20 protein-coding genes and 1 other RNA gene are annotated in these 21,387 nt (G+C 74.6%); 11 read left to right on the forward strand and 10 right to left on the reverse strand.

Going from position 1 to position 21,387, the window contains the following annotated elements:
• Positions 1–127: 127 nt before the first annotated feature.
• Both LUZ64_RS02760 and LUZ64_RS02765 read right to left on the reverse strand, forming a co-directional pair.
• A complete protein-coding gene (locus LUZ64_RS02760) occupies positions 128–733 on the reverse strand; it encodes a response regulator transcription factor (protein WP_095583448.1) in 606 nt (201 codons plus the stop codon).
• Positions 730–1,884 carry a histidine kinase gene (locus LUZ64_RS02765; RefSeq protein WP_095583449.1) on the reverse strand — a complete coding sequence of 385 codons (1,155 nt, stop codon included), beginning with the start codon at positions 1,882–1,884 and terminating at the stop codon, positions 730–732. Before LUZ64_RS02765 ends, LUZ64_RS02760 begins: the two co-directional genes overlap by 4 nt.
• Before the next feature lie 284 nt (positions 1,885–2,168).
• On the opposite strand from LUZ64_RS02765, the gene LUZ64_RS02770 reads away from it, so the two are divergent.
• The 3 genes from LUZ64_RS02770 (at position 2,169) to LUZ64_RS02780 (ending at position 5,179) form a co-directional block, all read left to right on the forward strand.
• Positions 2,169–3,032 (forward strand): MaoC/PaaZ C-terminal domain-containing protein, encoded by an 864-nt coding sequence (locus tag LUZ64_RS02770; protein ID WP_095583450.1) that lies wholly within the window; start codon positions 2,169–2,171, stop codon positions 3,030–3,032.
• A gap of 87 nt (positions 3,033–3,119) precedes the next feature.
• Entirely contained in the window at positions 3,120–4,196 is a 1,077-nt protein-coding gene (locus LUZ64_RS02775; protein WP_095583451.1) for a Zn-dependent alcohol dehydrogenase, read from the forward strand.
• Complete coding sequence (locus LUZ64_RS02780) at positions 4,196–5,179, forward strand: 3-oxoacyl-ACP reductase (protein WP_095583452.1); 984 nt, start codon at positions 4,196–4,198, stop codon at positions 5,177–5,179. The genes LUZ64_RS02775 and LUZ64_RS02780 overlap by 1 nt, the downstream gene beginning before the upstream one ends.
• A 362-nt stretch (positions 5,180–5,541) precedes the next feature.
• On the opposite strand, the gene LUZ64_RS02785 is transcribed toward LUZ64_RS02780, so the two are convergent.
• Together LUZ64_RS02785 and LUZ64_RS37455 are read right to left on the reverse strand one after the other, a co-directional pair.
• Entirely contained in the window at positions 5,542–5,706 is a 165-nt protein-coding gene (locus LUZ64_RS02785; RefSeq protein ID WP_170116865.1) for a hypothetical protein, read from the reverse strand.
• Positions 5,707–5,917: 211 nt separating this feature from the next.
• Positions 5,918–7,843, reverse strand: a complete 1,926-nt coding sequence (locus tag LUZ64_RS37455) for a hypothetical protein (RefSeq protein WP_308251424.1) — start codon at positions 7,841–7,843, stop codon at positions 5,918–5,920.
• 292 nt (positions 7,844–8,135) lie between these two features.
• On the opposite strand from LUZ64_RS37455, the gene LUZ64_RS02795 reads away from it, so the two are divergent.
• The 4 genes from LUZ64_RS02795 to LUZ64_RS02810 all read left to right on the forward strand — a co-directional run bounded on the left by LUZ64_RS02795 (position 8,136) and on the right by LUZ64_RS02810 (position 12,154).
• A complete protein-coding gene (locus LUZ64_RS02795) occupies positions 8,136–9,176 on the forward strand; it encodes an ABC transporter substrate-binding protein (protein WP_095581318.1) in 1,041 nt (346 codons plus the stop codon).
• A 148-nt stretch (positions 9,177–9,324) separates the two neighbouring features.
• Positions 9,325–10,179: a Nif3-like dinuclear metal center hexameric protein gene (locus LUZ64_RS02800; RefSeq protein ID WP_095581317.1), complete on the forward strand. Its 855-nt coding sequence runs from the start codon at positions 9,325–9,327 to the stop codon at positions 10,177–10,179.
• The gene (locus LUZ64_RS02805) at positions 10,176–10,919 is read left to right on the forward strand and encodes a zinc ribbon domain-containing protein (RefSeq protein WP_211305014.1); all 744 of its coding nucleotides are present in this window, start codon (positions 10,176–10,178) and stop codon (positions 10,917–10,919) included. Before LUZ64_RS02800 ends, LUZ64_RS02805 begins: the two co-directional genes overlap by 4 nt.
• Positions 10,920–10,924: 5 nt before the next feature.
• Positions 10,925–12,154 (forward strand): bifunctional RNase H/acid phosphatase, encoded by a 1,230-nt coding sequence (locus tag LUZ64_RS02810; RefSeq protein ID WP_095581316.1) that lies wholly within the window; start codon positions 10,925–10,927, stop codon positions 12,152–12,154.
• 301 nt (positions 12,155–12,455) lie between these two features.
• Here the strand turns inward: LUZ64_RS02810 and LUZ64_RS02815 are convergent, their stop codons facing one another.
• From LUZ64_RS02815 to yaaA, 3 genes are all read right to left on the reverse strand, one after another.
• Positions 12,456–12,896 carry a hypothetical protein gene (locus tag LUZ64_RS02815; protein ID WP_232390108.1) on the reverse strand — a complete coding sequence of 147 codons (441 nt, stop codon included), beginning with the start codon at positions 12,894–12,896 and terminating at the stop codon, positions 12,456–12,458.
• 234 nt (positions 12,897–13,130) lie between these two features.
• The gene (gene eda / locus LUZ64_RS02820; protein ID WP_095581315.1) at positions 13,131–13,763 is read right to left on the reverse strand and encodes a bifunctional 4-hydroxy-2-oxoglutarate aldolase/2-dehydro-3-deoxy-phosphogluconate aldolase; all 633 of its coding nucleotides are present in this window, start codon (positions 13,761–13,763) and stop codon (positions 13,131–13,133) included.
• Between the two features lie 327 nt (positions 13,764–14,090).
• On the reverse strand, positions 14,091–14,885 hold the full coding sequence (gene yaaA / locus LUZ64_RS02825) for a peroxide stress protein YaaA (RefSeq protein WP_232390107.1): 795 nt from the start codon (positions 14,883–14,885) through the stop codon (positions 14,091–14,093).
• A gap of 169 nt (positions 14,886–15,054) precedes the next feature.
• Here yaaA and LUZ64_RS02830 point away from each other — a divergent pair, with 169 nt between their 5' ends.
• On the forward strand, positions 15,055–16,527 hold the full coding sequence (locus LUZ64_RS02830; protein WP_095584882.1) for an RNB domain-containing ribonuclease: 1,473 nt from the start codon (positions 15,055–15,057) through the stop codon (positions 16,525–16,527).
• Positions 16,528–16,535: 8 nt separating this feature from the next.
• Here the strand turns inward: LUZ64_RS02830 and LUZ64_RS02835 are convergent, their stop codons facing one another.
• On the reverse strand, positions 16,536–16,793 hold the full coding sequence (locus LUZ64_RS02835) for a hypothetical protein (RefSeq protein ID WP_232390106.1): 258 nt from the start codon (positions 16,791–16,793) through the stop codon (positions 16,536–16,538).
• 307 nt (positions 16,794–17,100) lie between these two features.
• On the opposite strand from LUZ64_RS02835, the gene rnpB reads away from it, so the two are divergent.
• An RNA gene (rnpB, locus tag LUZ64_RS02840) (RNase P RNA component class A) lies at positions 17,101–17,500 on the forward strand.
• Between the two features lie 40 nt (positions 17,501–17,540).
• On the opposite strand, the gene LUZ64_RS02845 is transcribed toward rnpB, so the two are convergent.
• Entirely contained in the window at positions 17,541–17,801 is a 261-nt protein-coding gene (locus LUZ64_RS02845) for a hypothetical protein (protein WP_095584883.1), read from the reverse strand.
• Positions 17,794–18,156, reverse strand: a complete 363-nt coding sequence (locus tag LUZ64_RS02850) for a hypothetical protein (RefSeq protein ID WP_095584884.1) — start codon at positions 18,154–18,156, stop codon at positions 17,794–17,796. The genes LUZ64_RS02845 and LUZ64_RS02850 overlap by 8 nt, the downstream gene beginning before the upstream one ends.
• A gap of 210 nt (positions 18,157–18,366) precedes the next feature.
• Here LUZ64_RS02850 and LUZ64_RS02855 point away from each other — a divergent pair, with 210 nt between their 5' ends.
• The gene (locus LUZ64_RS02855; RefSeq protein ID WP_095584885.1) at positions 18,367–19,854 is read left to right on the forward strand and encodes an alkaline phosphatase D family protein; all 1,488 of its coding nucleotides are present in this window, start codon (positions 18,367–18,369) and stop codon (positions 19,852–19,854) included.
• 91 nt (positions 19,855–19,945) lie between these two features.
• Positions 19,946–21,340, forward strand: coding sequence for a multidrug effflux MFS transporter (locus tag LUZ64_RS02860; RefSeq protein ID WP_232390105.1), 1,395 nt, complete (start codon positions 19,946–19,948; stop codon positions 21,338–21,340).
• Positions 21,341–21,387 lie beyond the last annotated feature (47 nt).

The raw sequence follows: 21,387 nt of genomic DNA on the forward strand, positions 1-21,387 counted from the left end.
TCCGGGCCGCCGGGAACGGCAGGGCGCGGGATCCGGCCGTCCGGCGAGCGGGAAGGCACTGCCCGGGCCTCGCGACGCCGTACGTGCCGTCCCTTCGGGCTCGCCCACGCGCCGTACGCGCCCTCCCCTACAACCAGCCGTTCTGCCGCGCCGCCCGAACCGCCTCCATGCGGTTCCGCGTCCCCGTCTTGCCGATCGCCGCCGACAGGTAGTTCCGGACCGTCGCCGGTGACAGGTGCACCCGCGCCGCGATGTCCGCCACCGTCGCCCCGTCCACCGCCGCCGCCAGCACGTCCCGCTCACGCTGGGTCAGCGGGTTCGGGCCCGCGCTCAGGGCGGCCGCGGCCAGGGCCGGGTCGATGACGCGCTCGCCCGCCAGCACCCGCCGGACCGCCGCCGCGAGTTCCTCCACCGGGCCGTCCTTGACCAGGAACCCGGAGGCGCCCGCCTCCATCGCCCGGCGTAGATAGCCGGGGCGCCCGAACGTGGTGAGGATCAGCACCCGGCAGCCGGGCAGCCGCTCGCGCAGGTCCGCCGCCGCGTCCAGGCCGCTGCGGCCGGGGAGTTCGATGTCGAGGAGCGCGGCGTCGGGCTCCGTCTCCAGGGCCTTGGGCAGGATCTCCTCGCCGTCGCCGACCTGGGCGACGATCTCGAAGTCCTCCTCCAGCCCGAGCAGCAGCGCGAGCGCGCCCCGCATCATGCCCTGGTCCTCGGCGAGGAGCAGCCTGATCATGTGTCCCGGTCCTCCTCGGACTCCGCGTCGACGGGCAGTTCGGCCACCAGCCGGAAGCCCCGGCGCCCGTCGGGGCCGGTGGTGAGCGCACCGCCGGCCGCGGCCAGCCGCTCGGTCAGCCCCTTCAGACCCGAGCCGCCCGTCCCCGCCCCGGCGGCCGGTCCCGAGCCTACGCCGCACCCGTCGTCGGTGATCTCCAGGCGTACCCGGTCGGTCTCGCCGCGCACCTCCACCACACAGCGGCCCGCGCCGCTGTGCCGGACGACGTTGGTGACGCCCTCGCGGACGACCCAGCCCAGCAGCGCCGCGGTCTGCGGCGGCAGCGGCGGCCCCGACTGCCGGACGTCCGCCTCGATGCCGGAGGCGTCCAGCAGGGAACGGGCGCGGTCGAGCTCGGTGGTGAGGCTGCCCTCGCGGTACCCGGTGACGGCCTCGCGGATCTCGGTGAGCGCTTGGCGGCCGACGGCCTCGATGTCGGCGGCCTGGCCGAGGGCCGCCTCCAGGTCCCGCGGCGCGAGGCGGCGCACGGCCTCGGCCTTGACCACGATCACGGACATGGTGTGGCCGAGCAGGTCGTGCAGATCGCGTGAGAAGCGCAGCCGCTCCCGCTCGACCGCGCCGCGCGCCAGCTCCTCACGGGTCTCGCGGAGCTGGGCGACGGTCTCGAACAGGGTCAGGATCGCGGCCGTCACCAGACCGGAGAGCACCGTTCCGTAGCTGACGATCAGGGACTCCTCCACGCCGCCGCGGAACCCCGCGACGATCCCCGCGGAGCTGGCGAGCGCGATCACCACGGCGCCCAGGGCCCGTCCCCGGCCGCGCAGCACGATGCCGCTCGCCAGCGAGAGCAGCGGGAAGCAGAGCAGCCAGTCGCCGCCGTAACCGACGGACAGCGCGTACGTGACCGCGGCCAGCGCGCCGAGGCACCCCAGGACGACAGGGCTCCGCCGCCGCCGGTCGTCGAGGCCGCCGAAGACCGTGAGGACGTAGAGGACGACGAAGGCGACCAGGCCCGCGCCGCCCAGCCAGGGACGTGGCAGCTCGCCCCGGAGGAGACTCTCCACGTCCCCGGTGAGCATGAAGAGACAGGGCAGGAGGGCGAACTTGCCCGGCGGCTTGTGCCGCTCGGCCTCGGTCGTTCTGTCGTTCATGCTCCCCGACCCTACGGACCCCCTCGCCGGCGGAGCAGAGCCGTATGTGGGCGGCCCGCCATGACATTTGTCCTGGCCGCGCGCCGGGCGGGGAGACCCGCCCGGCCGGGCGCCGGTGGCCTTCCCACCCCCGGGGCGATCGGCTATACATGGGTGCCACCGGATCGGCTAGAACGCGTTCTAGGGTGAGCGCGGGACGGGCCGAGCCGGCAGCGACCCCGGTACGGCCGACGGTGCGGACACCCCGGCCGGGATCCCCACCACGCGCGAAGGAGCCGTGCCCGATGCCCATCGACGCAGCGCAGGCGGTCGCCGCCGAGCCCCGCACCGGCGAACTGACCTGGGATCACAAGGACGTCATCCTCTACCACCTGGGCATCGGCGCGGGCACCTCGGCGACCGGACCCGACGAGCTCCGCTACACCCTGGAGACCCGGCTGCACGTGCTGCCGTCCTTCGCGACCGTCGCGGGCGGCGGCCGGGCCGTGTCCGGCGGCCTCGGCACCCCGGGCATCGACGTCGACCTCGCCGCCGTCCTGCACGGCGGGCAGACCGTCGAGCTCCACCGGCCGCTCCCCGTACGCGGCACCGCCACCGGGACCTCCCGCGTCGAGGCCGTCCTGGACAAGGGGAAGGCGGCCGTCATCGTCCACCGCTCGGACGTGGCGGACGCGGACGGGCCGCTCTGGACGAGCCGGAGCGACATCTACGTCCGGGGCGAGGGCGGCTTCGGCGGCGAGCGCGGCTCCACCACCCGCCTCGACGCCCCCGGCACCGCCCCCACCTGGACCGCGGACCGCCCGATCAGGGAGGACCAGGCCCTCCTCTACCGCCTGTCCGGCGACTGGAACCCCCTGCACGCCGACCCGGAGTTCGCGAAGCGCGCGGGCTTCGACCGGCCGATCCTGCACGGCCTGTGCTCGTACGGCATCACTCTTAAGGCCGTCGTGGACACCGCGCTCGGCGGCGACGTCGCCCGCGTCCGCGCGTACACCACCCGCTTCGCCGGCGTCGCCTTCCCCGGCGAGACGCTGCGCGTGCGGATGTGGCGCGACACCCCCGGCCCCGGCCGCGTCCAGGTGACCGTGACCGCCGTGGAGCGCGACGAAGCCCCGGTCCTCGCCGACACGGTCGTCACCCACACCTGAGCCGCTCCCCACCCGAGCCGCTCCCCCCGAGCCGTCGCACCCGCCGCACCCTGACCGAACCGCCCGTTACGCGAAGGGAGTCGCACCATGCGCGCAGCCGTACTGCACGAGACAGGCCAGGACAAGCTGGAGGTCCACGACGACGTCGAGGCCGTGGGCTTCGGACCCGGCAAGGTACGGCTGCGCATGCGGGCCGCCGGGCTCTGCCACTCCGACCTCTCCGCGATGTCCGGGGTGCTGCCGCAGCCCGCGCCCCTCGTCCCCGGCCACGAGGGCGCCGGTGAGGTCATCGAGGTCGGCGAAGGCGTCACCGGCCTTTCGCCCGGCGACCGGGTCCTCCTCTGCTGGCTGCCCGCCTGCGGCGGCTGTCCCGCGTGCCGGCGCGGCCAGACCCACCTGTGCCTGTCCGGGTTCGCACGCGCCGGCACCCCGTCCTTCCGGCGGGCCGGCACCGACCTCTTCGGGTTCGCCGGCACCGGCACCTTCGCCGAGGAACTCGTCGTGCCCGCCGGCTGCGCCGTGCCCGTCCCCGACGACGTCCCCTACGACATCGCCGCGCTGATCGGCTGCGGCGTCACGACCGGCCTCGGCGCCGCCCTCGACACGGCGCGCGTGGCGGCCGGTTCCTCGGTCGCGGTCATCGGCTGCGGCGGCGTCGGCGTCAGCGTCGCGCAGGGCGCCCGGGCCTCCGGCGCCGCGCACATCGTCGCCGTCGACCCGACCGCGGCGCGGCGCGAGGCCGTGCTGCGGTTCGGCGCCACGGAGGCCGTGCCGCCCGAGGGCCTCGGCGACGCCCGCCGCCGGATCACCGGGGGCGAGGGCTTCGACTACGTCTTCGAGGCCGTCGGGACCTCCGCCACCGCCCGCACCGCCTACGAGGCGACCCGGCGCGGCGGCACCCTCTGCGTCGTCGGGGCGGGCGCGGCGGACGACTTCCTCAAGATCAGCATGTTCGAGCTGTTCCTCGACGAGAAGCGGATCCTGCCCTCGCTCTTCGGCGGCGGCAACGTCCTGCGTGCTTACGAGCGGGCCATCGCCCTCTGGCGGGCGGGCCGCGTCGACCTCGCGGGCCTGATCACCCACCGGGTCCCGCTCGCCAGGGTCAACGACGCCGTCGACCAGATGCGCTCGGGCGAGGCCCTGCGCACCTGCGTGGAGATCTGATGACGGCGGAGCGGCCGCTCGCCGGCCGGACCGCGATCGTCACCGGCGCCGGCCGGGGCCTCGGCCGGGCCGAGGCCCTGCAACTGGCGGCGCTCGGCGCCCATGTGGTGGTCAACGACCACGGGAAACCGGGCCGCGACGGCTCCGGGGAGGCGTCCGCCGCGCCCGCGGAGGAGGTCGTCGCCGAGATCCGCGCGGCCGGCGGCCTGGCCACGGCCCACGCCGGGGACGTCGCCGACTTCGACGGCGCCCGGGAGCTCGTACGGCTGGCGGCCGGCATCGGGGCCGGGACCGGCGGCGGGCTCGACGTCCTCGTCAACAACGCGGGCATCCTGCGCGACCGCATGGTCTTCTCCATGACCGAGGACGAGTGGGACTCCGTCGTCCGCGTGCACCTCAAGGGGCACTTCGCCATGCTGCGGTTCGCCGCCGCGCACTGGCGCGAGCGCGCGAAGGCCACCGGCCGGCCGGTGTACGGACGGGTCGTCAACACCTCCTCCGAGGCGTTCCTGGCCGGCTCGGCGGGCCAGCCCAACTACGCCGCCGCCAAGGGCGGCGTCGTCGGGCTCACCACCTCGACCGCCGCGGCGCTGCGCAAGTACGGGGTGACGGTGAACGCCATCTGCCCCCGGGCCAGGACGCGGATGACCGAGGACGTCTTCGCGGGCATCGGCGGGGGAGGGGAGCCGGAGGGCGGTGCGGGCGGTACGGACGTGCTCGCGCCCGGACACGTCTCACCGCTGGTCGGCTATCTGGCCTCCCCGGCCGCCGCCGGGGTGACCGGGCAGGTCTTCGTCGTGCACGGCGGCATGGTCGCCGTCGTGGAGCGCCCCGGCATCGCGGCGCGGTTCGACACCGCCGGGGACGTCTTCAGCGTGGCCGAGCTGGACGGGCTGCTGTCCCCTTATTACGCGGGACGCCCGCCGGAGGAGGGCTTCGCGGCGGTGGAGGTGCTGGGGCTGAAACGGGGTCAGAGGGGCTGAGGCGGGGCCGAGACGAGTCCGGGCAGGACCGAGACGGGCCTGGGGCCGGCCCCGGGCGAGTCCTGGGCGAGTCCTGGGTCGGGCCGAGACGGGTCCTGTGCGGGACCGAGGCCGGACCCGGGCCGGATCGCGGTGGGCCGAGGCCGGGCCTGAGCCGGACCGAGGCCGGGCCCGAGCAGGGCTGGGGCGGGGCCGAGGCGGGACCCGGGTCGGGCCGAGACGGGTCTTGGGCCGGACTGAGGCCGGGCCCGAGCTGGGCCGGGGCGGGGCCGAGGCGGGGCCCGGCCCGGCGCGGGGCGGAAACGGCCCTGGCCCCCCGGACGGTGCCGGGGGGCCAGGGCGCGTGCCGTCGTGGCTCGGGCTCAGCGGCCGTCCGCCGTGCGGCGGTGCTTGCCGTGGGCGTGCGCGGAGGCGCTGTCGTCGTCCGGGGAAGCCGGACCGCGGTGCCTGCCGGAGCCGGCGGCTGCGGCCTGGGCGGACGCCTCGAAGGGGCGCGCCTCGGTCGTGTCGGTTCGGGCGTCGGGCATGGGGAAAGTCACTCCGTCGGATGGGCTTGCGTGCTGGGCGCGTCGGGGGCCGCGGCAGTGGCGCACGGCGTCGACGGACGTCAACTCGCTTCTCGCGCACGACCGTTCGGCCCACCACCGGCGCCGTGCGGTACAGCTGCGCAACCCCCGCCCGATTCTAACGGGACCTTGATCGCCTAGCCACCCGGTCCACCGGCGCGTCGCCGCCCCGTCACGGGTGGGCCCGGCGGTCGAGCGGGCCCTGCTGGAGCGGCCCCTGCTGGAGGGGGGCCTGCTGGAGCGGGACCGGGCGGTGCGGAGGCGAGCCGTCCGGACCGTGTGTCAGGAGCGGCTCGCGCAGCGGGCCCTGGGCGCTCCGGGCGGCCGCGGACCACGCTCCCGGCATCGCCGCCGGACGCCCGGGGAAAGCGCTGGGCGGCACCGCCGTCCACACCCCGGCCATGACCGTGGGTTCCGTGGGCTCCATGGGCTCGACGGGGAGGGGAGGCATGACGGGTGGTACGGGCGGCGGTACGGACATGCCAGGGGGGAGAGGGGAGAGGGGAGTGGAAGGGGTGACGGGCGAGGGGGGAGCGAGCGGCGTGGAAGGCGCGGTGGCCGGGGCCGGGGCCGGGACCGGGACCGCCGGAGCCGCCGGCCGGACCCCTCCGGGCGGCGACGCCGCGGGCGTGACGGGTGTGATCGGGGTGGCGGGCGCCGCGGCCGTGGGGGGTGTGGGAGCCACCGGCGGGACCGCCAGGGGCGTCCCGGCCGCGGGTGTGTCCGTCGGGGCGGATTCCGGGCGTCGCGGGGGCGGCGGCGCCGTCACCGGACCCTGCGGGGGACCCGGGGGCGGGCCGCTCCGCACCGGGTCGCCCGCGGGGTCCGGAGCCGCGTCGGGATCCCGCCGGGCTTCCCCTCCCGCTCCCGCGTCCGGTGCGGCGGCCTCGCGGGCGCCGCCCTCGCCCGTGCCTTCACCCACGCCGCCCGCCCGGCTCACTCCGCTCGGACCACCTGGACCACCTGGACCACCTGGACCCCCTGGACCGCTCGGACCACCCGGACCGCCGGGCCCGCCCGGTCCGTTCGTTCCGCCCTGTCCCCCCGGCCCCGCCTGCCCTGCCCGGCTCTCCGGCCCCGTCCCGCCGTCGCGCCCCGCGCCTTCGCGCGCCCCGCCCTCCGGCTGCGCGACCGGCAGCCGCAGCCGCGCCAGCCCGCAGCGGACGTAGGGCGTCACATAGGGCAGCCGCAGTTCGCCGGCCGGGGTCCACAGGCCCGTACCCACCAGCCAGCCGGCCGGTCCGGGGAACTGCTGGAGCTGCCGGGCCGACGCCCGCCACACCCCGACCCAGCTGCCCGACGGCCCCTCGATCCGGAAGGCCACCGCGCACCCCTCCGGCGCCAGCTCCTGGCCCGGCTGCGCGGCGAAGGGCGTGAGGACGACATGGGGCAGGTGCAGGCACTCGGGGAAACGCACCGGGCGCGTGGAGCCGAGCACCCCCCAGCCGAGCCGGTCGCCGCCGGGGGCGTCCGACCGTACGAGCAGGAGGCCGCTGTACGGGTCGGCCAGCAGCAGCCGGTCGTTGCTCTCCTCGGTGATCTGGAGCAGCGGGCTGAGCTCGCCGCCGCGCTCCAGGTCGACGACGACCGCCTTGGTGCGGCCGTCCAGCTCGCGGTCGAGGGCCAGCAGCCGGCCCGTGCGGTCCAGCCAGGCGCCGCCCGAGCAGTGACCCGGCACGTCCGACACGCGCTGCGGCCCGAAGCGGCCGCCGTGCAGCAGCCACAGCTCGGTCGACCGCTCTCCGTGCACCAGGCCGTAGACCGCCGAGCCGCCCGGGGAGGGCGGCAGCAGGGACAGCCGGGGGCATTCGACGGAGCCGAGCGGCAGCTCACCGGTGCCGGGGCCGGTGGGGTAGAGCAGGGCGAGCGTGTGCCGCTCGGCCACCCGGCGCCGGATCAGGACCCGGCCGTCGGCGAGCGGCAGGACCTCGCTGTCCGGTTCCTCGGGCTGGCCGCCGGGCAGCGGGACCGCGTAGGGCTCGGGGCCGTCGAGCGTCCAGCGCTCCGGGAACCAGCAACCCGTTGCACCGTCCAGCGCCAGCCGGGCGGCGTACGAACCGTCCGCTGTGATCGTGAATGCCGCGCGTCTCATGTCCATCGGCGCACTCCGCGGGGTGCTCTGTGGAGTGCTCTGGGGGGCACAGACCGTCATGAGAAACGTCACCTCCGGCACTGAACGTAGTTATCGCACTACCAGCCGAACAATGCGAGCGAGGTCGCTTCACGCGTAAGGGTGGCGAATGTCCGATTCGCCTGAGCGATAGGAGGTGGGTGTGCTGCGCGAGGTTCACTGACTGTAAGGTAAGGCGAACCTAAGTGGCTGACGGGGTGTTCTTGACGCCCCGTCCCGGTTCCCCGCCGGTCGCCACCCCCCGACCCAGGAGCTTGTGATGTCCCTCCGCCGCCGCGGCACCGCCGCCGTCGCCCTGTCCGTGGCAGCCGCCCTCTCCCTCGCGGCATGCGACTCAGCGGACGACGGGAAGGACGGCCAGGCGGGCAAGGACGGCGGCAACGGCTCCAAGTCCGTCGCCCAGGGCGGCAAGGACTTCGGCAAGGCCGCCGAGGACACCGCGAAGCTCGGCACCGACGCCAAGCCCGGCCAGTTCCCGCGCACGATCACCCACGCCCTCGGCAAGACCGAGATCAAGGAGGCGCCCAAGCGCGTCGTCGTCCTCGACGTCGGCGAGCTGGACAACGTCGTCTCCCTCGGCATCAAGCCCGTCGGCTGGGCCCCCAGCGAGGGCAGCCAGGAGATCCCGGGCTACCTGAAGAAGGACATCGGCGAGCCCAAGAGCGTCGGCACCATCAGCAACCTCAACCTCGAGGCGATCAACGAGCTCAAGCCCGACCTGATCCTCGGCAGCAAGCTGCGCGCGGAGAAGAACTACAAGGACCTCGCGAAGATCGCCCCGACCGTCTTCTCCATCCGCCCCGGCTTCACCTGGAAGGAGAACTACCTCCTCAACGCCGCGGCCCTGGACAAGACCGACGACGCCAAGAAGCAGCTCGCGGACTACGAGGCCAAGGCGAAGAAGCTCGGCGCGGACATCGGCGACAAGAAGCCGACCATCAGCATGGTGCGCTACCTGCCGCAGTTCACCCGCCTGTACGCGCAGCAGTCGTTCATCGGCACCATCCTCAAGGACGCCGGCCTGCCCCGCCCGAAGATCCAGCAGGTCGACAAGCTCGCGGTCGAGATCAGCCCGGAGAACATCGACAAGGCCGACGGCGACTGGATCTTCACCGGTGTCTACGGCGACCCGGACAAGACCAAGCGCGACACCGCCCAGGGCAACCCCGTGTGGAAGAGCCTGAAGGCGGTCGAGGAGGGCCACGCCAAGGACGTCGCGGACGAGACCTGGTACCTCGGCCTCGGTGTCACCGCGGCCAACAGCGTCCTGGACGATCTCCGCGGCTTCCTGGTCAAGTAACCGGTCGCGCTCCGGTCACCCGGCCGGTCAAGTAACCGGTCGCGCTCCGGTCACCCGGCCGGTCACCCGGTCCGCCGGGTGACCGGCCGGACGACCGCCCGGCTCCGGCGAGGGTCGTACGGGCACGAGGGCCAGGTAGCCTTTCCCCGTGCCCGTACTGTCTGAAGTCATCGCCGCCCTCGACGCCCTCTGGCCACCCGAGCGGGCCGAGCAGTGGGACGCCGTCGGTACGGTCTGCGGCGACCCCGACGCCCCGGTCGGCCGGGTGCTGTTCGCCGTCGACCCCGTGCAGGAGGTCGCCGACGAGGCGGTGAAGCTCGGCGCCGACCTGCTGGTCACCCACCACCCGCTCTACCTGCGCGGGACGACCACGGTGGCGGCCTCCACCTTCAAGGGTCGGGTCGTGCACACCCTCATCAAGCACGACATCGCCCTGCACGTCGCGCACACCAACGCCGACCGCGCCGACCCCGGCGTCTCGGACGCCCTCGCCGGCGCCCTCGACCTGCGGGTCACCGGCCCGCTCGTGCCCGACCCGGACGACCCCGCGGGCCGCCGCGGCCTCGGCCGGATCTGCGAGCTCGACGCGCCGGTCACCCTCGGCGAATTCGCCCGCCACGCCGCCGAGCGGCTGCCCGCCACCGCGCAGGGCGTCCGCGTCGCCGGCGACCCGGACCGCCTCGTCCGCACGGTCGCCGTCTGCGGCGGCTCGGGCGACTCCCTCTTCGCCGAGGTGCGCGCCGCCGGCGTGGACGCCTACGTCACCGCCGACCTGCGCCACCACCCCGCGTCGGAAGCGCAGCAGCAGAGCCCGCTCGCGCTGGTCGACGCCGCGCACTGGGCCACCGAGTGGCCCTGGATCGAGCAGGCCGCCGCCCAGCTCGACGAGATCTCCGACCGGCACGGCTGGGGTCTGCGCACCCACATCTCCCGCACGGTCACCGACCCCTGGACCGCCCACGCGGCGTCGTCCACCGACACCTCATCTGGAGCCCCCAACTGAACGCCGCGCCCGCCGACCAGATCCGCCTCCTCGACCTCCAGGCGCTGGACACCCGCCTCGGACAGCTCGCCCACAAGCGCAAGAGCCTGCCCGAGCACGCCGAGATCGCCTCGCTCGAGGCCGACCTCACCCAGCACCGCGACCTCCTCGTCGCCGCGCAGACCGAGGAGAGCGACACCGCCCGCGAGCAGACCAAGGCCGAGCAGGACGTCGACCAGGTCCGCCAGCGCGCCGCCCGTGACCAGCAGCGCCTGGACACCGGTGTCGGCATCTCCGCCAAGGACCTGGAGAACCTCCAGCGCGAGATCGCCTCGCTCGCCAAGCGCCAGGGCGACCTGGAGGACGTCGTCCTGGAGGTCATGGAGCGCCGCGAGTCCGCGCAGGAGCGCGTCACCGAGCTGACCGCCCGCGTCGGGTCCGTCCAGGCCAAGGTCGACGACGCCGTCGCCCGCCGCGACGCCGCCTTCGCCGAGATCGACACCGAGGCCGTCTCCGTGGCCAAGGAGCGCGAGATCGTCGCCGGCTCCGTCCCGGAGAACCTGATCAAGCTGTACGACAAGATCCGGGTCAAGGAGGGCGGCGTCGGCGCCGCCCGCCTCAGCCACCGCCGCTGCGAGGGCTGCCGCCTGGAGCTCGACATCACCGGTCTCAACGAGGTGCGCGCCGCCGCCCCCGAAGAGGTCGTCCGGTGCGAGAACTGCACCCGCATCCTCGTCCGCACGTCCGAGTCGGGGCTGTAGGACCCATGGCGCAGCGCTTCGTCGTCGAGGCGGACGGCGGCTCCCGGGGCAACCCGGGGCCCGCCGGCTACGGCGCGGTCGTCCTCGACCCGACGACGGGTGAGGCGCTCGCCGAGGCGGCCGAGTACATCGGCACCGCCACCAACAACGTCGCCGAGTACAAGGGCCTGATCGCCGGTCTGAAGGCGGCCAGGGACCTGGACCCGGAGGCCCGTGTCCAGGTCCGGATGGACTCCAAGCTCGTCGTCGAGCAGATGTCCGGCCGCTGGAAGATCAAGCACCCGGACATGAAGCCGCTCGCCGCCGAGGCGAAGGCGGTCTTCCCGCCCGGCCGGGTCACCTACGAGTGGATCCCGCGCGAGCGGAACAAGCACGCGGACCGGCTGGCCAACGAGGCCATGGACGCCGGGCGGCTCGGCAGGCGGTGGGAGCCCGGCACGTCCGGCGCCGCCCTGGCCGCCGGCCCGGGCCGGGCCGGCTCCCCGGCCGCCGCCGGGACGGCCACGGCCACGCTGCCGTCGGCGCGGGCCGAAGCCGCCGCGGAGGCCGGCTCCGCCGGGACGGCGGAGCCGAAGGCCCCGCCCGTCGGCTGGGCCGCGCCCGCCGACCTCGGCGCGCCGACCACCTTCGTCCTGCTCCGCCACGGCGAGACGGCGCTGACGCCGCAGAAGCGCTTCTCCGGCAGCGGCGGCGGTGACCCCGAGCTGTCGCCCGCGGGCCGCCGCCAGGCCGAGGCCGCCGCCGCGGCCCTGGCCGCGCGGGGCACGATCCAGGCGGTCGTCTCCTCGCCGCTGCGGCGCTGCCAGGAGACGGCCGGGGCCGTGGCCGCGCGCCTGGGCCTTGAGGTCCGGATCGACGAGGGCCTGCGCGAGACGGACTTCGGCGCCTGGGAGGGCCTGAGCTTCGCCGAGGTCAAGGAGCGCTACCCCGAGGACCTCGACGCCTGGCTGAGCTCCTCCAAGGCCGCCCCGACGGGCGGCGGCGAGAGCTTCGCGACGGTCGCCCGCCGGACCGCGCTCACGCGCGACAAGCTCCTCGCGCGGTACGCGGGCAGGACGGTCCTCCTGGTCACCCATGTGACCCCGGTCAAGACCCTGGTCCGGCTGGCCCTGGGCGCGCCGCCGGAGTCCCTGTTCCGCATGGAGCTCTCGGCGGCCTCGCTGTCGGCCGTGGCCTACTACGCCGACGGCAACGCCTCGCTGCGGCTGCTGAACGACACGTCGCACCTGCGGTAGGCGGGCGGGGGCGAGCCCGCTCGCGCGCTTACGGCGTGCGGGCCGGGCGGGCCCACGGGCCGGGGCGGGGGCCCGTTCGCGGGCGTACGGCATGAACTTCGGCTGCCCCGGCTCGTACGGCACCCGGGCGGACCCGCTCGCGCGCGTACGGCGTGCGGTCGACGGTCGTCCCGGGGGGCGGTCCCGGTCGACGACTCGCTCGCGGGCGTGCGGCTACGGTGTGCGGCTACGGGCCGGGCGTACGGCGTGCGGGTCACGGGCCGGGCGTACGGCGTGCGGGTTACGGGCCGGCCCGTGCGGCTCAGCCGTCCGCGGGCGCCGCGATCGCCTCGTCCAGGGCCGCGAGGGCGGCGACCCGCTGCCGCTCACGCGCCTCGATGTTCAGCGCGCTCTCGCCCGTCGCCGCGACCCTCGGGCACCGCGGGCAGTGCCAGCGGTCGGGGGCGCCGAGCGGCGGCGCGATCATGGGGATCTCGCAGTGGGGGCACTTCACGATCACTCCTTCCACATGGCCGCAGGACGCGCAGACCCACACCGGGCCCTCCGCGTCGTGCTGCCGCCACGCGGTTCTGTGACACCGCGGGCAACCGGTCGTGACGATCCCTGCGCGGCTCATGACGGGCGGCTCCGGGGTGGTGTCCGCGTATTCGATGATCCGGGCTCTGATCCGGTCGTCCGTGGTGTTGGCCATCCGGAGCAGGTGTGCGACTCGCGAGCGTGCTTCGTCAACGAAATCGTTCATGGCGGGCAGCAGGCTACGCCGAGTGGGTGTGGCCGTCGTACCCGCTTCGTACCGGAACTCACTACGCCGTCGGCCGGGCACGGACGGCGCCCGGCCGCACAGACGCTGGTCCTGGCGGGTGAGGTGGCGTTCCCTGGCGCGGTGTGGCGCGGCCTGGCGCGTTCTGGGATTGACCCTTACGGACGACCCTGCGCGGAGGGCTGCCGCTGACGGTGGAGGCGGGCCGGGGAGCGGTCAGGGGCGGTCGTACCCGGTGCCCATCGCCGCCGCCTCGCGGGCGAGGGCGGTCACCCGAGCCCAGTCGCGGCGCGCGAGCGCGTCGGCGGGCAGCATCCACGTACCGCCGACGCAGCCGACGTTCGGCAGGGCCAGGTAGCCGGGCGCGGAGCCGGGGCCTATGCCGCCGGTCGGGCAGAAGCGGGCCGCGGGCAGGGCGGCGCCGAGGGACTTCAGCCAGGCCACCCCGCCGGACGCCTCGGCGGGGAAGAACTTCATCTCGCGCACGCCCCGCTCCAGCAGCGCCATGACCTCGGAGGCCGAGGAGACCCCCGGCAGGAGCGGCAGCCCGGCGGCACGCGCGGCTGCCAGCAGCGGCTCCGTCCATCCCGGGCTCACCAGGAACCGCGCCCCGGCCTCGGCCGCCCGGGCCACGTGCCCGGCGTCGAGGACGGTGCCCGCCCCCACGGTCGCCTCCGGCACCTCGGCGGCGATCGCCCGGATCCCGTCGAGCGCGGCCTCCGTCCGCAGCGTCACCTCGACGGCGGGGAGCCCGCCTGCGACGAGCGCGCGAGCGAGGGGGACGGCGTCGGCGGCGTCGTCCAGGACGACGACGGGGAGGACGGGGGCGAGGGTGAGGATGCCGGGCATGGGGGCATCTTGGCGTGGGGTGAAGGGTGTTGCAACGGGGGTTGCGCCCTGTGCAACGGGTGGGTCGAGATGGCGGGGTGGGGTGCCGCTGCGCGGGGCCTTGTCCCCAGCCCCACCCCTTCCCGGAACCGGGGGCGATCCCCCGGGCCCCCTTTCCGCGCTCCGCGCGGTGGCCTCAAACGCCGGCCGGGCTGAATTGTTGCCCGGAACCGGGCGAATTCAGCCCGTCCGGCGATCGAGGACCGGGGTCCGGGGCGGAGCCCCGGTTACGGGAAGGGGCGGGGTGGGGAACAGGCCCGCCGCGGGCGCACCCGCACCCGCCCGCCCCTACAGTTCCGTCACCACCACATCCAGCGCCCAAGCCCCACCCTTCCCAGGCCCCGCCGCCTCCACCACATACCCCAGATCCCGCAACGCCCCCACCAGCTCCCCCGGCCCCGAAGGCGACACCCCGGCCGTCAGCAACTCCCGCACCAGCCGCCCCTTGGTCGCCTTGTTGAAATGGCTCACCACCGACCGCTTCTCGACGCCGCCGACCATCCGGGACTGGAGCACCCGCACCGTCGCCGTCCGCTCCGCCACCTCACCCTTCGGCTTCCACGCCGTGGCGTACGCGGCCGAGCGCAGGTCGAGGACCAGGCGCCCGTCCGCCGCCTCCGGCAGCGGGCCGGCCATCGCCCGGCGCCAGTGCGCGCCGAGCGCGCCCAGGCCGGGCAGCTTGACGCCCATGGAGCAGCGGTACGAGGGGATGGCGTCCCCGATCCGGACGGCGCCCCACAGACCGGAGAAGACCAGCAGCGACTCCTCCGCGCGCCGCCGCGCCGCCGCGTCCAGGGAGGCCAGGCCGAGCGCGTCGTAGAGCACACCCGTGTAGATCTCGCCCGCGGGCCGCGTGCCGGACGTCCGCAGCGCCGCGTTCTTCGCGACCTCGCCGCGCAGGCCGGGGGAGAGACCGAGGACCTCGGCGGCCTTGTCCTCGTCGGCCGCGCACAGCTCCACCAGCTCCGTCAGGACCGCCTCGCGGGCATCGGCGAGCGCGGGCAGGGACAGCCCGCCGACCTCCAGCGCGGGCCCGGTGCCACCTGTGGCCTTGCCCTCGGACGGCGGCAACAGCACGAGCACGGTCGTTCTCCTTCAGCGGTGACGATGGGGATGCGCGGAAGGGCGTCCGCCCCGCGGGCCCTCGGGCGCCGCGAAGGGGAGGCTTCGGCCCGTTCCCCCGCCGAGCCTAACGCCGCCCGCCGCCGTCCCCGCCGTGCCGCCCGCCCCGACCGGAAATACGCTCGATGTCATGCCCCGCCGTCAGATGCACGTGACCGACAGGGACGGCGCCCCGCTGCGGGCGGCCCTGCGTGAGCTGCGCACGCGGCCGGGTGTGCCCGGGGAGTTCCCGGCGGACGTCCTCGAGGAGGCCGAGCGGGCCGCGCGGTGGCCCCGGCTGCCGGCGCACGACGCCACCGACCTGCCGCTTTTCACCATCGACCCGCCCGGCTCGAGGGACCTGGACCAGGCGATGTTCCTCGCCCGCCGCGACACCGGCGGCTTCCGGGTGTACTACGCGATCGCCGACGTCGCCGCCTTCGTACGGCCCGGTCTCCTCCTCGACGCGGAGGCGCACCGCCGGGTGATGACCCTGTACTACCCGGACGGCCGGATCCCCCTGCACCCCGACGCGCTCGGCGAGGGCGCGGCCAGCCTGCTGCCCGACCACACGCGGCCGGCCCTGCTCTGGGAATTCGACCTCGACACCGACGGCCGGGTCGTCCGGACCGACGTGCGGCGCGCGCTCGTCCGCAGCCGCGCCAAGCTCGACTACGCGGGCGTGCAGCGGGCCGTGGACTCCGGGACGGCGGAGGAGCCGCTGTCGCTGCTGCGGGAGATAGGACTGCGCAGGGAGGAACTGGAGCGCACGCGCGGCGGGATCTCCCTCAACGTGCCCGAGCAGGAGATCGTCCGGCGCGGCAACCACTACGCGCTCGAATACCGGGCGCCGCTGCCCGCCGACGGCTGGAACGCCCAGATCTCCCTGATGACCGGCATGGCCGCGGCCGAGCTGATGCTGCGCTCCGGCACGGGCATCCTGCGCACGCTCCCCCCGGCCCCGGAGAGCTCCGTGGCCCGGCTGCGCCGGGTGGCCCGGGCGCTCGGGGTCAACTGGCCCGACAGCATGCCGTACGCCGTCGTCGTCCGCGCGCTCGACCCGACGCACACCCAGCACGCGGCGTTCCTCCAGGAGTGCACGGCGCTGCTGCGCGGCGCCGGATACACCGCCTTCGACCGCGAGCGCCCCACCGAGCACCCGCTGCCCGCCGACCCGGCCGCGCTCACCCATGCCGCGCTGGCCGCGCCGTACGCCCACTGCACGGCCCCGCTGCGCCGGCTCGTCGACCGGTACACCGGCGAGCTGTGCCTGGCGGCGGCCGCGGGCACCGAGCCCCCGGAGTGGGTGCGGGTGGCGCTCGACGCGCTCCCGGGGGAGATGGAGGCAGGCAGCCGGCGGGCGGCCCAGGCGGAGCGGGACTGTGTGGACCTGGTCGAGGCGGCGCTGCTGCGCGACCGGATCGGCGAGATCTTCGACGCGTACGTCGTGGACGTCCAGGAGAAGCGGCCGACGGCGGGCACGGTCCATCTGTACGAGCCCGCGGTGATCGGCCATGTGGAGGGCGACGCGGACGGGCCGCCGCTGCCGCTGGGGCACCGGCTGCGCGTCCGGGTGATCGAGGCGGACCCGGGCCGGGACAAGGTCTGGTTCGCCCCGGCGTGAGAGGGGGTTCAGACGTCGGCCGGCGAGGGCAGCAGGGCTCGGACGGCGGCCACGGCCGCCGCCGGGTCGTCGGCGTGGCAGTGCACGGTCCGTACGTCCACGGGCCGGGCGAGGAGGCGGCGGACGGTGAGGGGTTCGGTCAGCTCCACGGTGAAGGAGGTCTGCCCGGCGACCGGCACGTCGAGGACGCCGTCGGCGGGCGCGCTCCCGGTGGGGAAGCGGAGCTCACGGCGGACGGAGGCGATGAGGCCGGCGGGTATCCGCACGTCCAGCCGCGCCCCGTGCGCGCGTAACCGAACCCCCGCACCCCACCACCCACCCCGTCCCGCCGCCGAACGACCCAGAGCCCGAGCCCCCGCCATACGCGCGCCTCGTGCGCGCCGAGGTCCTTGAGCCAGGGGAGGGTGCGTGTCATGCCGGGGTGTCCTCTCGGGTCGGCGGGCGGCGCCGCGGGCCGACGCGGCGAAGTCTCCGGTCGTCATGGCGGCCTCCTCGGGCACCATGAGAACCCCTTACGCCGCGGCAAGGTCAAGTGCTTTCCGTCCCGGCAGGTAGCATGGTCGGCACGGCGGACGAGCCGGCCGGGCGGCCGCGTGGGATCTTCGGATCTCCCGAGGAACGTCCGGGCTCCACAAGGCAGGGTGGTGGGTAACGCCCACCCGGGGTGACCCGCGGGACAGTGCCACAGAAAACAGACCGCCGGAGGCCGCGAGGTTTCCGGTAAGGGTGAAACGGTGGTGTAAGAGACCACCAGCGCCTGAGGTGACTCAGGCGGCTAGGTAAACCCCACCCGGAGCAAGGTCAAGAGGGCCGTCGCAAGACGGCCTGCGCGGACGTTCGAGGGCTGCCGGTCCGAGTCCGCGGGTAGACCGCACGAGCCTGTCGGCAACGGCAGGCCTAGATGGATGGCCGCCTCCCCGAGGGCCGCGAGGCCCTCGGGAGACAGAACCCGGCGTACAGGCCGACTCGTCCGCCCCATACACCCTCTGACCTGCAAGGATGCCTTGCTCCGGTCAGAGGGTCGTGACCTGTAGAACGTAGACGCACTGGTGGCGGGGCACGGTCTGGTAGACGAACATCCCGCCGTTGACCACCTCGCGGCGCATAGGCGGGGACGCCCCCTGATACGCGTCGCCGTCGAGGTAGAGGGCGGCAGCGGCGCGGACGAGTTCCTCGGTGCGTGTCTCTACGTGGGCGATGAACGCGAGATCGTCGAGGCCACCGATGACGTGCTCGGCATCCGGGTCGTACTCCCACCGCCAGCCGTCAGCCACCGGTCACTGCTGTCTCGGCCTCGTTGTGAACGGCCAGGGCTTCGCCCATCGCCGCCCGCCATGCGGGGTCGTCCCGGTCCAGGGTGTGGATCTCCCGTTGCGCATGATTCATTCGCTGGGCCAGAGCGGGGACGCGCAGGATCTCGATCTCGGTGGCCCACTTGATCAGGAATCCCCGGATCGGGCTGAATGATTGCTCCGCGGTCGCCTGGTTGAAGAGCACGTCGCGGTCTGCGAGGAATTCGGCCATGCGCGCGGGCGCGACGCGGGCGAGAGCCACCCGTAGGGCCGCGAAATTCATCTCGGGCCGGGGGATGATCTCCTCGGCGGGCTCTGGAGCAGGTGCGGTAGTCACGCGGTGAACTCCTGACGGTCCGGTTCTCCGTGACGCGTTCATCGTTCTCCACGCCCCGGAAGACATGCGCCAGCCTACCGAGGCGAAAGCGGCCCTGCCGACCGCTTCGCGCGGGCGACAGGGCGTGCGGTAGAGGCGCCCCGGCCCCAGCCCCGAACCGCCCGTGCCTCACCCCTTCACAGCAACCCCTCGCGCGCGCACATTGATGGGATGACCCCCCCGACGCTCACCGAGAATCCCTTCACTCTCGGCGTGGCCTCCGGCGACCCGCTGCCGGACTCCGTCGTGCTGTGGACCAGGCTCGCCCCCCGCCCGCACGAAGTGGGCAACGGGCTGCCCGCGCAGGGCAGCGGTGTGCCCGTGCAGTGGGAGCTCTCCGCCGACGACACGTTCCGGCGGGTGGAGCAGAGCGGCACCGTCACCGCGCCCGCGCAGGACAACCACACCGTCCACCTCGACCTGCGCGGCCTCGACCCCGACCACGTCTACTGGTACCGGTTCCACGCCGGCGACTGGACCAGCCCCGTCGGCCGCACCCGGACCGCGCCCGACCCCGCCGCGCTGCCCGCCGAGGGGCGGTTCGGGCTGATCTCGTGTCAGCAGTACGACGAGGGCTACTACACCGCGCTGCGCCACCTCGCGGACGAGGACCTCGACGCCGTCTTCTTCGTCGGCGACTACATCTACGAGAACGCCATCGACGCCCGGGCCGGGGCCCGCAAGCTCACCACCCCGCTGCCCGCCTACTACGACCACTGGCTCGTCAGCCTCGACGACTACCGGCAGCGGTACGCCCTCGGCAGGACCGACCCCGACCTCCAGGCCGCGCACGCCGCCCACCCCTGGTACGTCACCTGGGACGACCACGAGGTCGAGAACAACTACGCGGGCGACGTCTCGCAGGACAACCTCCCGGCCGACACCTTCCGCGCCCGCCGCGCCGCCGCCTACCGCGCCTACTGGGAGAACATGCCGCTCCGCCGGGCGCAGCGCCCCGACGGTCCCGCCATGCGGCTCCACCGCCGGTTCCAGTACGGGCAGCTGGCCCAGTTCGACATCCTCGACACCCGGCAGTACCGGTCCGACCAGGCCTACGGCGACGGCTGGAAGTACCCCGGACCCGAGTCCGAGAACCCCGCCCGCACGCTCACCGGCGCCGAGCAGGAGCGCTGGCTCCTGGACGGCTTCCGGTCCTCCTCCGCGCTGTGGAACGTCATACCCCAGCAGGTCTGCTTCGCCCGGCGCAAGGAGACCACCGCCGCCCGCTCCAAGCTCTCCATGGACGCCTGGGACGGCTACCCCGCCTCCCGGCAGCGCGTCCTGTCGGGCGTCGAGCAGGCGGGCATCCAGAACCTCGTCGTCCTCACCGGCGACGACCACGTCCACTACGCCCTCGACATCAAGAAGGACTTCGACGACCCGGCGTCCCGCACCCTCGGTGTGGAGTTCGTCGGGACCTCCGTCTCCAGCGGCTTCGACGGCGAGGAACGGCCGGAGGACTGGTCCTCCATGATGGCCGCCAACCCGCACATGAAGTACTACGACGGCCGCCGCGGCTATGTGGTCGTCTCCTTCGGCGAGGAGCGGGTCCGCGCCGACTTCCGCACCCTCACCGGCGTCACCAGGCCCGGCGCCCCCGTGAGCACCGCCGCCTCGTTCGTCTCCGAGGCGGGCGACCCGGGGCTCAAGCCCGCGTGATCCACGGCCCGGAGCCGTACGCGTAAGGGCCGGGGGCCGTTGACGGTCATGACACCATGGTTGATCCGACAACAACTGTGGAGAGCGACCCATGACGGACCCCGGCATCGGCCCCGGCACGGCCGAGCCCCAGCAAGATCAGAAGGAATCCACCGACCCTCGAATACCCGGCTCCGGGCCGTCCGGCGCCCGCGCCCCGGGCGCCCCCACCGCCCAGGACGCCCCGGCCCCCGCCGCCCCGACCGCCGCCGCCCGCCGTACGAGCCTCCTCGTCACGCTCGTCCTCGGCGGCCTCACCGCCCTGCCGCCGCTGTCCATGGACATGTACCTCCCGGCCCTGCCGGAGGTCACCGACGCCCTGCACAGCCCCGCCGCGACCGTCCAGCTCACCCTCACCGCCTGCCTCCTGGGCATGGCGCTCGGTCAGCTCGTCGTCGGCCCCATGAGCGACAAGTGGGGACGCCGCCGTCCCCTGCTCACCGGCATGGTGATCTACGTCATCGCCACCGCGGTCTGCGCCCTCGCGCCCACCGCCGGGCTCCTGATCGGCTTCCGCCTCGTCCAGGGACTGGCCGGCGCCGCCGGCATCGTCATCGCTCGCGCCATGGTCCGCGACCTCTACGACGGTGTCGCCATGGCCCGCTTCTTCTCCACCCTGATGCTCGTCTCCGGCGTCGCGCCCGTCGTCGCCCCCCTCATCGGCGGCCAGGTGATGCGCGTCACCGACTGGCGCGGCGTCTTCGTCGTCCTCACCGTCATCGGGGTGCTTCTCACCCTCGTCGTCTGGCGCCGCCTCGACGAGACCCTGCCGCCCGGGCGGCGGCACGCCGGCGGCCTCGGCGAGGCCCTGCGCACGATGGGCTCGCTCCTCTCCGACCGCGTCTTCACCGGCTACATGCTCGCGGGCGGCTTCGCCTTCGCCGCGCTCTTCGCCTACATCTCCGCCTCGCCCTTCGTCGTCCAGGACATCTACGGCGCCTCCCCGCAGACCTTCAGCCTGCTCTTCGGCGTCAACTCCGTCGGCCTCGTCCTCGTCGGCCAGATCAACGGCAAGCTGCTGATCGGCCGCGTCAGCCTCGACAAGGCCCTCGCCGTGGGCCTCGCCGTGATCACCCTGGCCTCCGTCGCCCTGCTGCTGATGGCCTCCGGCGTCTTCGGCGAGGCCGGGCTGGCCCCGATCGCCGCCGGGCTGTTCGTCCTGATGTCCGCGATGGGCCTCGCGATGCCCAACACCAACGCCCAGGCCCTGATGCGCTCCCGCGACGCCGCGGGCTCCGCGTCCGCGCTGCTCGGCACGTCCACGTTCCTGCTGGGCGCGGTGGCCTCCCCGCTCGTCGGCATCGCGGGCGAGCACACGGCCGTGCCGATGGCCGTGGTGCAGTTGGTGTGCGCGCTGGCGGCGGTGGGCTGCTTCGTCGGGCTGTGCCGACCGTGGCAGCGGGCGGACGAGGAGTCCGCCCCGGCCGGGACCGTCTCCCGGCCGTAGCCGTCTCCTGGCCGGGACCGTCTCCCGGCCGGGACCGCTTCCCAGCC

It is taken from the genome of Streptomyces albireticuli (assembly GCF_021228125.1).
In the GTDB taxonomy this organism is placed as follows: Bacteria; Actinomycetota; Actinomycetes; order Streptomycetales; family Streptomycetaceae; genus Streptomyces; species Streptomyces albireticuli.

What these genes read in the sequence shown, in the direction of transcription:
- LUZ64_RS02765 (WP_095583449.1), bottom strand. Translation starts at nt 1,884, where the DNA reads ATGAACGACAGAACGACCGAGGCCGAGCGGCACAAGCCGCCGGGCAAG.
- LUZ64_RS02775 (WP_095583451.1), top strand. Translation starts at nt 3,120, where the DNA reads ATGCGCGCAGCCGTACTGCACGAGACAGGCCAGGACAAGCTGGAGGTC.
- LUZ64_RS02770 (WP_095583450.1), top strand. Translation starts at nt 2,169, where the DNA reads ATGCCCATCGACGCAGCGCAGGCGGTCGCCGCCGAGCCCCGCACCGGC.
- LUZ64_RS02860 (WP_232390105.1), top strand. Translation starts at nt 19,946, where the DNA reads ATGACGGACCCCGGCATCGGCCCCGGCACGGCCGAGCCCCAGCAAGAT.
- LUZ64_RS02830 (WP_095584882.1), top strand. Translation starts at nt 15,055, where the DNA reads ATGCCCCGCCGTCAGATGCACGTGACCGACAGGGACGGCGCCCCGCTG.
- LUZ64_RS02855 (WP_095584885.1), top strand. Translation starts at nt 18,367, where the DNA reads ATGACCCCCCCGACGCTCACCGAGAATCCCTTCACTCTCGGCGTGGCC.
- LUZ64_RS02780 (WP_095583452.1), top strand. Translation starts at nt 4,196, where the DNA reads ATGACGGCGGAGCGGCCGCTCGCCGGCCGGACCGCGATCGTCACCGGC.
- eda (WP_095581315.1), bottom strand. Translation starts at nt 13,763, where the DNA reads ATGCCCGGCATCCTCACCCTCGCCCCCGTCCTCCCCGTCGTCGTCCTG.
- LUZ64_RS37455 (WP_308251424.1), bottom strand. Translation starts at nt 7,843, where the DNA reads ATGGACATGAGACGCGCGGCATTCACGATCACAGCGGACGGTTCGTAC.
- LUZ64_RS02785 (WP_170116865.1), bottom strand. Translation starts at nt 5,706, where the DNA reads ATGCCCGACGCCCGAACCGACACGACCGAGGCGCGCCCCTTCGAGGCG.
- LUZ64_RS02760 (WP_095583448.1), bottom strand. Translation starts at nt 733, where the DNA reads ATGATCAGGCTGCTCCTCGCCGAGGACCAGGGCATGATGCGGGGCGCG.
- LUZ64_RS02810 (WP_095581316.1), top strand. Translation starts at nt 10,925, where the DNA reads ATGGCGCAGCGCTTCGTCGTCGAGGCGGACGGCGGCTCCCGGGGCAAC.
- LUZ64_RS02795 (WP_095581318.1), top strand. Translation starts at nt 8,136, where the DNA reads ATGTCCCTCCGCCGCCGCGGCACCGCCGCCGTCGCCCTGTCCGTGGCA.
- LUZ64_RS02815 (WP_232390108.1), bottom strand. Translation starts at nt 12,896, where the DNA reads ATGAACGATTTCGTTGACGAAGCACGCTCGCGAGTCGCACACCTGCTC.